At 43.3% G+C, this 13,986-nt stretch carries 8 protein-coding genes; 2 read left to right on the forward strand and 6 right to left on the reverse strand.

Going from position 1 to position 13,986, the window contains the following annotated elements; all coding sequences use genetic code 11:
* Positions 1–212: 212 nt before the first annotated feature.
* From ACRRU2_RS05940 to ACRRU2_RS05950, 3 genes are all read right to left on the reverse strand, one after another.
* Positions 213–1,322, reverse strand: a complete 1,110-nt coding sequence (locus ACRRU2_RS05940) for an SGNH/GDSL hydrolase family protein (RefSeq protein ID WP_432500403.1) — start codon at positions 1,320–1,322, stop codon at positions 213–215.
* 284 nt (positions 1,323–1,606) lie between these two features.
* Positions 1,607–2,422: an ABC transporter permease gene (locus tag ACRRU2_RS05945; protein ID WP_432500404.1), complete on the reverse strand. Its 816-nt coding sequence runs from the start codon at positions 2,420–2,422 to the stop codon at positions 1,607–1,609.
* Positions 2,419–3,444 carry an ATP-binding cassette domain-containing protein gene (locus ACRRU2_RS05950; protein WP_432500405.1) on the reverse strand — a complete coding sequence of 342 codons (1,026 nt, stop codon included), beginning with the start codon at positions 3,442–3,444 and terminating at the stop codon, positions 2,419–2,421. Before ACRRU2_RS05950 ends, ACRRU2_RS05945 begins: the two co-directional genes overlap by 4 nt.
* Before the next feature lie 249 nt (positions 3,445–3,693).
* Here ACRRU2_RS05950 and ACRRU2_RS05955 point away from each other — a divergent pair, with 249 nt between their 5' ends.
* Positions 3,694–4,725: a serine hydrolase domain-containing protein gene (locus ACRRU2_RS05955; protein ID WP_432500406.1), complete on the forward strand. Its 1,032-nt coding sequence runs from the start codon at positions 3,694–3,696 to the stop codon at positions 4,723–4,725.
* A gap of 25 nt (positions 4,726–4,750) precedes the next feature.
* Here the strand turns inward: ACRRU2_RS05955 and ACRRU2_RS05960 are convergent, their stop codons facing one another.
* Positions 4,751–6,112, reverse strand: coding sequence for an extracellular solute-binding protein (locus ACRRU2_RS05960; protein ID WP_331698420.1), 1,362 nt, complete (start codon positions 6,110–6,112; stop codon positions 4,751–4,753).
* Positions 6,113–6,406: 294 nt separating this feature from the next.
* Here ACRRU2_RS05960 and ACRRU2_RS05965 point away from each other — a divergent pair, with 294 nt between their 5' ends.
* The gene (locus tag ACRRU2_RS05965) at positions 6,407–11,608 is read left to right on the forward strand and encodes an S-layer homology domain-containing protein (RefSeq protein WP_432500407.1); all 5,202 of its coding nucleotides are present in this window, start codon (positions 6,407–6,409) and stop codon (positions 11,606–11,608) included.
* Between the two features lie 96 nt (positions 11,609–11,704).
* Here the strand turns inward: ACRRU2_RS05965 and ACRRU2_RS05970 are convergent, their stop codons facing one another.
* Positions 11,705–11,944, reverse strand: a complete 240-nt coding sequence (locus tag ACRRU2_RS05970) for a DNA-binding protein (RefSeq protein WP_432500408.1) — start codon at positions 11,942–11,944, stop codon at positions 11,705–11,707.
* 682 nt (positions 11,945–12,626) lie between these two features.
* Entirely contained in the window at positions 12,627–13,505 is an 879-nt protein-coding gene (locus ACRRU2_RS05975; RefSeq protein WP_331698424.1) for a DUF6612 family protein, read from the reverse strand.
* Positions 13,506–13,986 lie beyond the last annotated feature (481 nt).

Genomic DNA, 13,986 nt, shown 5'->3' on the forward strand with positions numbered 1-13,986 from the left:
AACGTCTGACCAGCTAGAGAAACAGGCGGCAATCCGAGGCAAGCGTTTAGAACCTTATAGGTCAGCTTTAGCCTAAAACATAAGTTTCACTACATCCAAACAATCAATGGCCAATATTACTCTACAAATTGTAGGTTTCTCTACAAACATTACTCTAAATACACAGGTTTCACTAGAAGAGCCAGCAGCATAGCACCGCCGGCTTCTTAAATTTATAATACCAATGTCTTAAGCACCGGCTCGAGTGCATTAGCCATTCTAAGAAAGCCCAGATCTGTTGGATGCGAGCCGTCTACCGTGCTTTCGAAGAAATCGTCATCACCCAGCGATTTGGAGCCCTCGAAAAAGTAAATATTCAAATCGCCCTGCTCACGCCGTTCCTTGACGAGCTCCTTCTCGAACTGCATGCGCTCCATTCTCATTTCATTTAAATGAGGGGTGAGCTGTTCGCGCGCGTAAGGTATCCGAGAAACGATCAAAATCGGTGTCAACGGATGAGCCTCTCTATAAATTTTTATAAATTCAGGAAGCGTTTGACGAAATAGCTCCGTGCTTACACAGTTCCCCTCGTAGTCAACGACCAAACATGCCGGATTATCAATTTGGGCAATGATTTCTGCTACCTCCGGCTCCCCCTTGCCATTGCCTGAAAAGCCAAGATTGAGAAACTCGAGCGGAATTCTGCGGCTTAATATGTTGGTGTACATCATTCCAGGCCGCGATGCGCAGCCCCCTTGCGTAATGGATGTGCCATAGACGATTACTTTTTTATCGGAAACATAGCTTGGAGCAGCAAGCAAAGTCGCATTTTCATCCAAACCTATTGATATTTCCTCGACTCCTTGATAGAGCGGCAAGCTTAGGCATACGTTACGCATCGTTGCGGTCCAGTTGGAAAAAAAGGCGCACTCATACTCAGTCTGCGTGTGATCATATACGGTTGTATTGCCATATTTTCGTGGAATGATCGTATCCGGGGAATCGACATAGCAATCAACGCCGCATTGTCCTGTGGCTGGCATATGGGCCATATCTGCTTTCCCTGTCAATTTCACTCTTATCGAAATGGACGTCGAATCCGTCTGAAAACGAATTTGTCCCCCTGCAGTATGATTAGCCAGATGCTCTACAGCTTCTGGAACTGCGCCAGGCGGCAGCGTCGGCAGTCTGCGATACTTTCTTTCCTGAGCAAACCAGGCAAAGCCTGCAATTTGAAACGGCTCATCCATAGGCGAATACCAGCGAATATTACCTTCCAGCTTTGCTTTCGGACGCATTTTTCTATCATATTGCTGGAGCAATTTCTCTTTCCTTGTTTCCACGTCTCTCACCCTTCCAAAAAATAATAAACCCCACAAATTAATCAATTTAATTGATTAATTGAACGATAATATATCTATAATAGCACAAATATTTGAAATAGTGTTTATTAGACTATATAAAGACATAGAAATTATCGTCAAATTAAATAGTCAATTCATTTTACAATTCAAATATGAAGTATTTAATATAGGCTGGATCGCTTTGAACAACAAAAAGAAGCCTTTCCTTGGCCGAATAAAACTGCGGACATTCATTCAAGGAAGGCTTCTTCTGTTCTTTTATCCTAAGTTCTGCGCATATATGCCCGCACCGTCAGCGGAGCGAATACAGCAACGATAACAGCAGCGCCGATTAATGAAATAACAAGATCGCTGCCGACTGTTCCATTGTTGGCCAGCTCCCTTACTGCAGTGACCAAATGCGAAATTGGGTTAATGTTTACAAACCACTGCAACCATTTCGGCATTGTTTCTACAGGGACGTAAGCATTCGATAAAAAGGTCAGCGGGAATAATATGATCATGGATATCCCTTGAACGCTTGATGCTGTTCGCGCAATCACGCCAAAAAAGGCAAAAATCCAGCTGACAGCCCAGGAACAAATGATGACAAGCAGCCCCGCTATTGCAACAAAACCAATTCCGCTCTCCGGACGATAGCCCATTACATAGCCCATAACAAGCGTAAGCACTGTTGCAATCGCATAACGGACTGTATCGGCCAGCAATGCTCCGGCTAATGGAGAGATCCGGGCGATCGGCAATGACTTGAATCGGTCAAATACCCCTTTGTCCATATCCTCGCGCAGCTGTACGCCAGTAACGATTGATGTTGTAATAACGGTTTGCACCAAAATGCCGGGAATAATAATCGGCAAGTACGCTTGCACATTTCCGGATATCGCACCGCCAAAAATATACGTAAACATAAGCGTAAAAATGATCGGCTGAAATGTAACGTCAAACAATTGCTCGGGCGTGCGCTTAATTTTGAGCAATCCACGGTAAGCCATCGTAAACGAATTGCGTACTGACTGACTAAAACTTGTTCTTTTTCGTAATGAATATAAGGCTTCTTGCTTCACTGATGAGCTGCTCATACCCGCACCTCCTCTAGGACTGAATGTCCGGACACAGCCGGCTCCTCCTCTTTTACACCCTGGCCTGTAATGGTTAAAAACACTTCATCCAGTGTCGGCTTTTGCACACTGATCTCCGCAAGCTGAATGCCCTTCGCACGAAGCGCCACTAGCAGATCAGTAACAAGGTCAGCATCAGCCATTGGCGCAGTAATCCTGCCTGCTTCCGAAGAAACATTTGCACGAACGTTAAGCACCTTCTCTACCAGCTGCCTGGCACCTGCAATATCTAGCGGATTTAATGTTCTTAGATGCAGCGACGAGCTGCCGACCGAGGCTTTCAACTCATCTACCGTGCCTTCAGCCACAACCTTACCGCGATCAATAACGGCTATTCGGTCTGCCAGTTGGTCAGCCTCATCCAAATATTGCGTTGTCAAAAGCACCGTTGATCCTGACTTTACCAGCTTGCGGATTGTTTCCCACATCTGAGCCCGCGTGCGCGGATCAAGCCCTGTCGTCGGTTCGTCCAGAAAAATTAACGGCGGCTGAGCGATTAGACTTGCAGCCAAATCCAACCTGCGGCGCATACCCCCGGAAAAGTTTTTCAATGGACGCTTGGCTGCCTCAGATAAGCCGAATTCCTCCAGCAGATCAGCTGCTTTTCGCTTTGCATCGGTACGGCTAAGTCCAAGTAAACGGGAAAAAATAATTAAATTTTCCGTTGCACTAAGCGACTCGTCAACAGACGCATATTGCCCAGTTACTCCAATTAACTGGCGCACGATCTGCGCTTCTTTTACAGCATCATATCCAAATATACGGGCTGAGCCGGCATCTGCTCGCAATAAGGTCGCCAGCATGCGAATAGTCGTCGTCTTGCCTGCTCCATTCGGACCAAGCACGCCATAAATCGATCCCGTCCGAACCTGTAAGTCTACACCGTCTACCGCACGGTTATCATCAAAATGTTTAACAAGTCCACGGGCATCAACTGCCCATTCACATCGATCAGCAACTGATTTTCTAAATTTACTGTCCACTTCCATTCCTCCTTACATAGAGATGAACCATACTACATTCATTTGTATTGTAAATAAATTCAAAATGCGATTAAACCTTCTGAGGAACGGAATCTGTTCCGTCTTGAGACTGAGTAAGCTCCATTTTTAGTGCTAATCTAAAACTTCCTCAATATAATATATCGATCGATATGTATCTAACGTTATATTTTGGTGCGGATTGTAAAAGGTCAGTCAGTGCAGCCACTATTTTGAGAGGAGACGTTTATCTTGGATAAAATAAATCAATATTTTTTAGATGAGCTAGTAAAAAAGGCAGTTAAAAAGGAAAACATTTGGGGGTTTGTCATTCGCGTTGAAAATACTGATCTTTCATTATCGCTAATGAGCAGCGGCGGAAATATCCAATCGGAGGATTATTACTTTATAGCTAGCGTTACGAAATTGTATGTGACAACTATTATATTGCAGCTGCGTGCTGCTGGCCGGCTCCAGCTTGACGATCCCATTAAGCAGTATCTTTCCTCAGATATTATGAGCGGGCTTCATATTAGAAAAGGCATTGACTATTCCAGCGATATTACGATCAGGCATCTCATGTCGAACACGACAGGCATTCGAAGCTATTTTACATCTGACATTATTGATCAGCTGGCAAGCGGCCATGATCAAATCTGGCCTCTCGAAAAAACACTGGATGCTATTAAACAAACAAAGCCCAGGTTCAAGCCTGGGCAAAAAGGTAGAGCGCTATATTCTGATACGAACTATCAATTGCTCGGAAAAATTATTGAAAATATTACAGATAAGCCTATTGGGGAAATGTTTAAACATAATATATTTGATCCCCTGCAATTGGAGAAAACTTATGTATACGAAAACATGCAAGACACGCGTCCCGTACCTTTATATTTTCAAAACCTGAAGGTCCACATTCCAAAGTATATGACCTCCGTAACCTCGGAAGGCGGCATTGTGTCCACTGCTCGTGATACGATGATATTTCTGAAAGCTTTTTTTAATGGACAGCTATTTTCTAAAAATGATCTTTCAGAATTGACCGCTCGCTGGAATTTGCTATTTGGGCCAGGTCTATTCTTCTATGGAACGGGCATTTCCAAGCAGCCTATTACTGCTTTCGATTTGAAGGACGGTCTGCTTGGCCATTGGGGCCAATCAGGCGCCTTTGCATTTTATCATCCTAAATCGGACTTATATTTTACAGGCACCGTCAATCAATTTTCTGGACATTCAACAGCAGCCCGTATGATGATTAAATTAATTAAGCAACAGCTAACATAACATCGGCGTAGTTGCAAGCTTTTATCTATCGAACAAGACGGTTTTTAACCGCATCCGGCTCCTCCATTTTGGACCAAAACAATTTCAGTTCACTATGCAAATGCTCCAATTCATGGATCGAAATATTCAAATCTTTATAATTCCGAAGCACAGGCAGTATGTCCAAATAACCGTTAAAGCCGGCAGGACGGTGTGCATGCTCCTCTCCTGCCCGCTCTGCCGCCTGCTGATGTGCCGGGATGCTAAGCGTCTGGTTGCTAATAAGCAATTGGCTTTTTTCCGATGCTAGAAAATCTACCAGCAGCTTGGCAGCATCCTTTTGCTTGGAATGCCGGCTGACAGCTAGCCCGGTAGCCAGCACAAAGGTGCTCGGCTCCGATTCATGCGGGATTGGAGCAATGCCATAAGCAAATGCAGCTTCCTTAAGCGCATGAAGAGCATAATAAGACGTAATGATCATCGCTGTTTTTTCATTTAGAAACATTTTCTCCGTATCCAGGTCTGCTTCGCTTAAAAACGCGGGAGACTCCCCCTGATTGTAAAATAAATCGCGAAAAGCCAACAAATGCTCCCACAGTAATTCACCGTTATAGCTATCTTTCGGATCATCCTCAAACGTAAAGCCGTTTTGCAGCAAATATATCGGAAAACGGTTGAGTGATGCAATATCGAGATAAAAACCGAGTGTATCAAGCTTTTTTTTAGTCATTCGTGCCGCATTGGACAAGTCTATCCATGTCCAGCTGCTATCGGGCTCAGCGATGCCGCTTCTAGCAAACATACCCTTGTTATAGCACAAAATGATAGGAGAAAAAATAAACGGCTTTACGTATAATTGCTCTTTTTCGGTAAACAGCGATGTTAAAAAAGAATAATGCTCCAATTGAGAAAACTGCGGTTCAAACAGCTCCAGTTCCCCGCTTTCCGCCGCATGCAAAAAATCTTTATTGTTAATTGAAACGGCATCAACCCATCCGTTATGAATAAAATCACGTACTGTTTCCACATAATTGCGGTAAGGAAGCGATAACATTTCCACCTTGATGTGCGGATAGTGGCGGCGAAACAAATCGATTAAATCCAGCAGCGCGGCCTCATTTTCAAGCGAGGGATAATAGCCAAGCCTTATCGTAATGGTTTGAAATTCCTCAACAGCATTGACCATATTGCCAACTCTGGGAACCTTGGTCAGCAGCCCGTCTGCCACTAAAATATCAAGCGCCTTGCGCACTGACTTTCTGCTTATTTGATACTGCTCTGACAACGCTAGCTCTGACGGTATATATTCTCCGGCGGGCCGGATAGAAGTTAGTATCTCATGACGCAATGTGTCCAGCATATCATTATATCGCGTTTGGAAGGTAATGCGATCCGACTTATTACTCATGATTTTACTCCTTATCTAAATTATGTAATGTCCTTAAGAAGTGATTATATCATGATTAGCAAGCCGAAACGACTAGCTTATCACAGCACCTGTTACAGCATCAATATGTCGTTATTTCTGCTATCCCCCAAATGACATGATGTGGAAAATGATAAATTGACACTTCGTAAGAAAGCGGTTACGCTATGTTTGGATACCACAAGGATACCACATCATAAAAGTGTCTGGCTACAACAAAATGAAAGGAGAAGTCATTAGCTCTCTAATAACCTGAATCGAAAGGGGTATATTGCTATGAAATGGATGAAAAAAACAGCTTTTTTTATGTTATGTCTAAGTCTAATCCTGTCTACCAGCATATTATCAAGCACTGTTCATGCGACAGATGACGCCGTACAGGAAATTGTAGAAGTAGAAACTGGAGAGACACCTGAAACTGAAGCTACAGAATCTGAAGTTATAGAAACTGAACTTATAGAAGCTGAAGTTACAGAAACAGAAACTACAGAAACAAACACTGCGGAATTCTTTTCTGCTGCCATGGAAACCGTCTTTCCTGTACCTAATAGCAGTTTTGAGGATAACGGACCAGGGACTGCTGTGCCAAGCAGCTGGACTCTGGTTACGTCGAGTACTGGAGAAGGGTTTTCATTCGAGGTTAGCGATAAGCAAAAATATGAAGGCAGTCATAGCTTGAAAATTATTGATCATTTTAACAATAAAACAATTGCTCTGCGCAGCAGCCCGGTTCCGATAACACCAGGACAATCATATAACGCTTCTGCGTTCATGTACTTTGAAAATGCTGACTTTACAAACAACGTAGCCAGCATCAGAATTCTTTTTAGTGATGAGAATAAAGTATTAATCAATATGCCTGAACAAGTCACTCACAATGAATCAAAACATGGAATACCAATCGGCGAATGGGTAAAAGTCGCATCGCCATCCATAGCTGCTCCTGCTAATGCAAGATATGCCCATGTGCAGCTAAGCACAACAAACAACGCAACTGCTGTTGTCTATTTTGATAACACTTCCATCGAGCTTGCTGAGCCTATAGGAACGAGCTTAAGAAACCCTGGCTTTGATCAAGGCATGGTCAATAATAAAATTCCTAATTGGTCCGATATTTCCCTGCCATCCGGAGATGAGCATTACGCTGCTCTTTCCGATAACATTTACTATTCGGCTCCATACAGCTTGAAGATTTACGACCAGCTAAGAGATAAATCAGTCATTATGATAAGTGATCCTGTCACCGTTACGCCCGGCGATTTCTATACTGGCGCCAGCAAGCTCTATCTCAAAAACGATAGTACGGCAAGCATTACGTTGCGCTTCTATGATCAAAGCAATACACAACTCGATGTAGGTTCTCCTGAAATTCATTATGAAACCGGCAAAGGCTTTCCTTTAGAGAAATGGACAGATATTACGACTCATCAGGTTACTGCGCCGGACAATGCAGCTTATGCAAGGCTGATTGTGTATACGACTTCTTATGCAATTGCTGAAGCGTACTACGACGATTTGCAAATCTTGCACGCGCCCAACCCTTCACCCGCAAAGCTTATGCTTGCCGCTCCGAGTCAGTTAAATGCTGGAGATAGCTTTACGGTCACTCTCTCAGCCTCAAGAATTAAATCGCTGCAAAAGCTGGATGCGAGCTTGCACTATGACAGCCAGCTTCTGCAATTTGAAGGCTTTACGCCGGAGCCTTACTTTGAGACAGAAGGCGCTTCTTTAGAGGCCGCTAACTCTCATGGCAAAGTAAACATATTAGCTTCTGCCAATGCAAGCCAGCCGCTGCCTGCCAGCTCGGATATTGTACAGCTTCAATTCAAGGTCGTTGGCGACACTGGGCAGGCCTGGATGGTGCTGGGTACGGATACGATGATGAATGACGTGCATCCGCTTCTGCAAAGCCAAACAATTCTCATAAACATCGGCGATATCAGCTCAGGAAAGCTGGACAATAAACGATTCGGCAGCTATGAAGATCTGGGAGCTCCAATTGCAGATACAGTTGGTTTGTTTGACGGACGTACAGGTGTTGAGGATGGCATTAATGTCATGTATACAACGGTAAAAGGCATTCCGCCTATATTCCATGTTATTAATTTGGACAATAACACGCTTATTCGAAGTCTTCCGCTTGAAGGCGGCGGAGATGTTTGGAGTCATACTGTTGCGCCTAACGGTACAGTTTACATTGCTGCTGGCGACCAGCTTTGGGCATACTCTCCGAGCACGAAGCAAGTCGAAAAAGTATTTACTTTTAGCGGAGAAACAGTGTTCTGGGCGCTTGATCACGACGAGCACGGCAATATTTATATTGCTACCGGCCCTGGCGGAAAAATCATTAAATATGACCCTGCTTCAAAAACAAGCCGAGATTATGGCCGATTGATGGGGCACATCAGCCAAGAATATGTCCGTTCTATCGCTTATAGCAAAGGCTATATATATGGCGGAACCTCTATTAACGAAATTCATAAAATTAATGTCGACACAGGCGAAAAGCAAGAGATTGCAGCTCCGCTTAGCGAAAAAGCCTATGTGTACGATTTGGATATCGTCGATGATAAATATTTGATTGCCCGCTTCGATACTTCACAAACGAGATATATTTACGATTTGGATAAGAATAAATGGCTGGATGTAAAAATTGAAAACAGCTCCTCCGGCTTGCATTTAACTAAAACATCTTTAAACGGTAAGGTTTATATGCCGGTAAATGGGCAAATTCAAGCCTTCAACCTCAATACGCTTCAATTAGAGGAGCTGGGAACGCCATACGGAACAGGCTTCCGAGGCGCAGATTGGGTAGAAATTGATGACCCGGACCTGCCTGGAGTCAGCCTTGTTACGATGAATTTCAACGGCGGCTACACGTACTATAACGTTCAAACGAATAAAATAAAGCAAATTGCCAATTTTCTGCCACCAGCACCATCTATTACGCATGTATTTGCGAAAGGAAACAACGGGAAAATTTATATTACAGGCATGCAGGCTTCAAAAGCAGCAGAATATGATGTTTTCAATCATGCCTTTAAATTAATTCCCATGGGTCAGGCAGGAAGCGTTACGCCATTTGAGGATAAAGTTTATTTTGGCGTTTACCCCCATGCGGAATTCGAAGTGTATGAGCCGGCAAACGGAAATAATCCAAAAAAGCTGTTTAACATCGGCGATGAACAGGATCGTCCGTTAAACGGCATCATTGGCGACGGAAAAATATTCGTTGCGAATATACCGGATTACTTGAAGCTGGGCGGAGCGATGATGGTATACGATCCAAAAGGGGCAGACCCTGCTCAATCCTTCAAGGTTTATCGTAATATTGTCCAGGATCAGAGTATTATTTCACTCGCTTATAAAAACGGAATTATTTATGGATCCACGAACATTAATGGCGGGCTGAGCTCGCAAACTGTAGCTAAAGAAGCTAAAATTTTCGCTTGGGACGTAGAGAAAGAGCAAAAAATTGCAGAAATCTCCATTAACATTCCAGGGCTGAACAATCCCCCGTCTATTGGCGGGCTTAGTATTGGACCTGACGGCTTGCTTTGGGGCGGCGTGAATGGCTATGTATTTGCGATTGATCCTGCTTCAATGGCAATGGTTAAGCACAAAAATCTATACCCGAGCGATAGCTCATGGGGACAATGGGGCTCCTTCCATGCAGAATGGTCGGATGGCGTTTTGTATATGCATTTGGGACGGAGACTGACAGCAATTGATCCAGTAACATTAAATCATGTGAAGCTTGCTGATTCAGAAGCCTTTACGATTGGAGAGGACGGTCATATTTACTTCTCGCCGCATGCCGGTGTAACCCCAACTTCTAATCGTACACTTATGTATCGTATGAAAATTACCGATTTGACTCACCCGGGCAAGCTTAATATAAGCGCGCCGCTAAGCGTGAAGTCAGGCGAAACATTCGAGCTGTCTTTGTATGCCAATCAAGTAGTAAACTTGAATAGCGTAAAAGCTGATTTGAGCTATGATCCTGCCAAACTGCAATTACTGTCTGTAACAGCAGATGCTCCGTTTTCTGATGAAGCTGCTCATTTTAATGCAGTCAATAATAACGGCTCTATCGCTATCACGGCTTCACTAGCTGAAGGCAATGTCATTACTACAGATACTATAGTAGCGAAGCTGTCTTTTAAAGCGATTGCTGCCGCGCCTGCGACGAGCATTGTGCTGAAGGAAAGTTCTGCAAGTGCATTTGCCGGCGGTTCGGACATTGCACTTGGTGAAAATAAAGAAATAACAGTAGCCATTCAAGCTTCAACTGGGCCTGTTGATCCCGACCCTGGCAATCCTGATCCTGAAAATCCTAGTACGGCAGCTCCAAACATACCTGTAACTAAAGGGTATATTCAAATCGTTAGCAGCAACGATCTAAAAGCTTCCGGCGGCAAAGCTTCTATAGCGGTCGACGACGATAAAAATGAAGTTTGGCTGCCAGCTAATGCCTATGATCTGATTGGAGATGCCTTTGTCGAGTTAATCAGCAGCGCTATAACGGCCCGCATCGCGCCTGATACACTCAAACAGCTGCAAGGCAAAATTGCAAATGAGCAGCTTGCTCAAGCACAAATTGCTTTTGCATTTCATCCTTTAGACAAGAAAAGCCAACAGCAAGCTGCAGCCAAAGCAGCAGCTGCCAATCAGAAGCTTAAAGTAAAGGAAGCAGGTCATGCCTACAAAATCAACTTATCTATTGCTTCGGGAGATGGAAAATATACGGTAGCAGCCGCATTTCATACACCACTGCAGCTTAGCTTCCCGGTAAAAGAACAAAATAACCGCAAGCTGCTTGGCGTATATGCCATTGCGGAAGATGGCGCGCTAACATATATTGGCGGTAAATTAGAAGGCGATATGATTACTGTTAATATCAGCGAGCCAGGAACCTACGGCGTATTTGAATGGGATAAATCATTCTCAGACATTGCAGCAGGCAGCTGGGCAGAAGCAGCAATTAAGCAAATGGCCGCCAGACATGTCGTTCAAGGCGTGAGCGAAACAAGCTTCGCACCGAACCAGTCGATTACGAGAGCAGAATTTGCTGCATGGATCGTACGCGCCTTCCAGCTGCAGGCAACAACCGGCAATCCATTTACAGACGTCGCTCCCGGCGTATGGTATGAATCAGCCGTAACGGCTGCATACGAAGCCGGTATTATTAACGGCAAGGGCAATGGCAAATTTGCTCCAACACAATCAATCTCGAGAGAAGAAATGGCTGTTATGATTATAAGAGCCTACGAGCTGCAGTCTGGACAAAAAGCTGGTTCCAGCGATCATGCCGGCTTCTCGGATCAAGCTTCTATAAGTTCATGGGCAAGAAATTCCGCACGGGCTGCTCATGAGCTTGGATTGCTGCAGGGCCGCGGCAACAATACGTTTGTGCCAAAAGGATTGCTCACTAGAGCAGAGGGCATTCAAGTCATTGCTAATCTTATCAACCATTAAATAATCGATAATGCGAGAAAGGGATTGAACCTATGCTCAACCCCTTAGCAAGCAAGCTATTCCGGAAATTAAATCTGGAATAGCTTGTTTTTTCAATTAACTTTGTTGTTCTTTTTTTCTAATAATGTCATCTATCTCTGATTTTAACAAAAGGTATCTATGGGTATTTCTATTGATCCGCACCTTCGTTAAATTATTTTTCTCCACAAAAACTTTCATTGAATCTTTGGATAATCCTAATTTTTCTCCAGATTCCTTAACGGTCAATACAACCAATGGGTTTGTGGCGTTAAAGGTTTCCTTTAACTTCAAATTCCAATCAGCAAAATTTTGCATGTATAACAGCCTCTTTTCTTCCATTCAAACGAACTAATTGAATCGGATATAACCATTATACCACAACAAAGCACTTCTCCGGCGTCCTTCATGAGGAATGCGCATAGCCGGATAACAAACCTGGACGGTGCTCGAGAAGTCATTCATTTTTTAACGAATCCTGAAGGCGCTATTTTGCATAAAATGCCCCTTTTGAAATCTAACGCATCACATTAGGATGTCGATTAATTGTGAATAGGGCAATAAGCAATCGCAAGGGATATTACTACAATCAAGTTTGGGATTCCGACCACTGTTGTAGTCCCATTTTTTGATGAAATAACCCCTGTAAAGGATAAAATTGGCCTACAAAGGCGGTCGCTGCCGCTTCTCCATTCCCAATCTTGCTCTTCGTTCCCCTTTCTTTTTGCATGCCAATCTCACAATTAATCGACGCACTTCGTAGAGTCGCTATTTGTGAACAAATGCTCATTTGGGCAGCGTTTTACTACCATTAAGCATGCTACGATTCGTTACAAATTTAAAACAAGCTTTTTTGGCACAATAGCACTACCCGTATTCGTTAGATTTTCCAGACGAGTTTTGCAACCACCTGTTAAAAACATATAGTTTCATCAATAAAAAAAGACGCCAGTGCTCTGCAGAAATGCAAAGCCTGACGTCTTTTATTTTATTTCATCAATTACATGCTAGGCGCGTTCAACGCTTCTTCTGGTACAACGATTTCTTCGATTTCATTGTACTTGCTGATTACACTCTTCATATCCATGTCGATTGTAATTTTTTGTCCTTCTTGCTCCATTTCAGCTGACATCACAACATCAGATCTGGTCGGATAGTAAGTTTCTTTGTTCATCGCCGTTACAACCTTGATGCTGGTAATGTTCATTGCATCCAGCATAGCTGCCATCTCTTCATTTTGGCCGCCTTGATTCATGAACGATTTAGCAAGCTCCTTCACATTGTCGCCAGACAAGCTTGCAGTCAATACATAGTCATTGCCTTCTTCAGTAACAACAGTATCCTTAGCAATTGCTTTGAAGTTTTCAAGTTGTTTTTCTGGCTTGGATGACTCTTCTAGAGTAGCCATCAATTCTTTAGTAGTCTCTTCAGGCATTTTCACCCAGTTGCCTTCAATCTGTGCAAACATGCCATCTTTCGTAATATATTGCACCATTTTTTGGCTGCCTAGCTCTCCCATGTTCATATCTAGATCTTGAAACATTGTCAATGGCTCTTTAACAAAATCAGATGTTGATTTCATTTCTACCTTTTGTTCTTGCTTTTGCTCTCCAGCAGTAATGTTGATATTTTGCTTCATATCTAAAGTCATGGAGAAGCTTTTAAGATCAGCACTTGCTGCAGTAGACTTCTCGATTAGCTCTTCGACGGTAGGTAAAGCATTATTTTGATTATTGCCAGAACCTTGATTTTGTTCAGTTTGGTTTGTTGGCGGCGTGCTGCTGTTTCCACCGTTTGAAGGACCGTTATCCTTCCCTCCACATGCTGTCAAACCTAATGCCAACGCTGCTGATACTACAAAAATTGCCAGTTTTTTCATTTCCTGTTCCCCCTAAAATTTTCAGTCCCTAGTAGGATAACCAAGAACTGTATAGCAACGACAGAGTACATAGTCCTAAATAGTCATACAAAAAATTCCATACGCATCCTAATTCGTTAGGGAAATATACCCAGTTCCAAGCGAATGCGTTTCCAATGTTACAAATATTTGAACAATATTGTCAAAAAAGCAGCATGTTTTCACTATTAACTTCATGCAATTTGCATATCTGATTCATTGTTTCTCTACGATTTTAAGTCTCCCTTGCCAATCTATTTTCCGCAAAACTAGTCGGGTTAGTACTGTAACGAATCGAGCGGGTAACGAACAATTAAATGGAGCGGCACTGGGCACGCTCGATTGCCTCACAACTGTAACGGTTATGAGGAGCGTTATTTAGTGGAAAAAGAGGTTTTGAAACTGTAACGGTTGTGAGAAGCGTTAAGTGTTAACTTTCATCGCATTTTTGCTGATTTTAAGC

The organism is Paenibacillus sp. GXUN7292, assembly GCF_050864975.1.
Lineage (GTDB): Bacteria > Bacillota > Bacilli > Paenibacillales > Paenibacillaceae > Pristimantibacillus.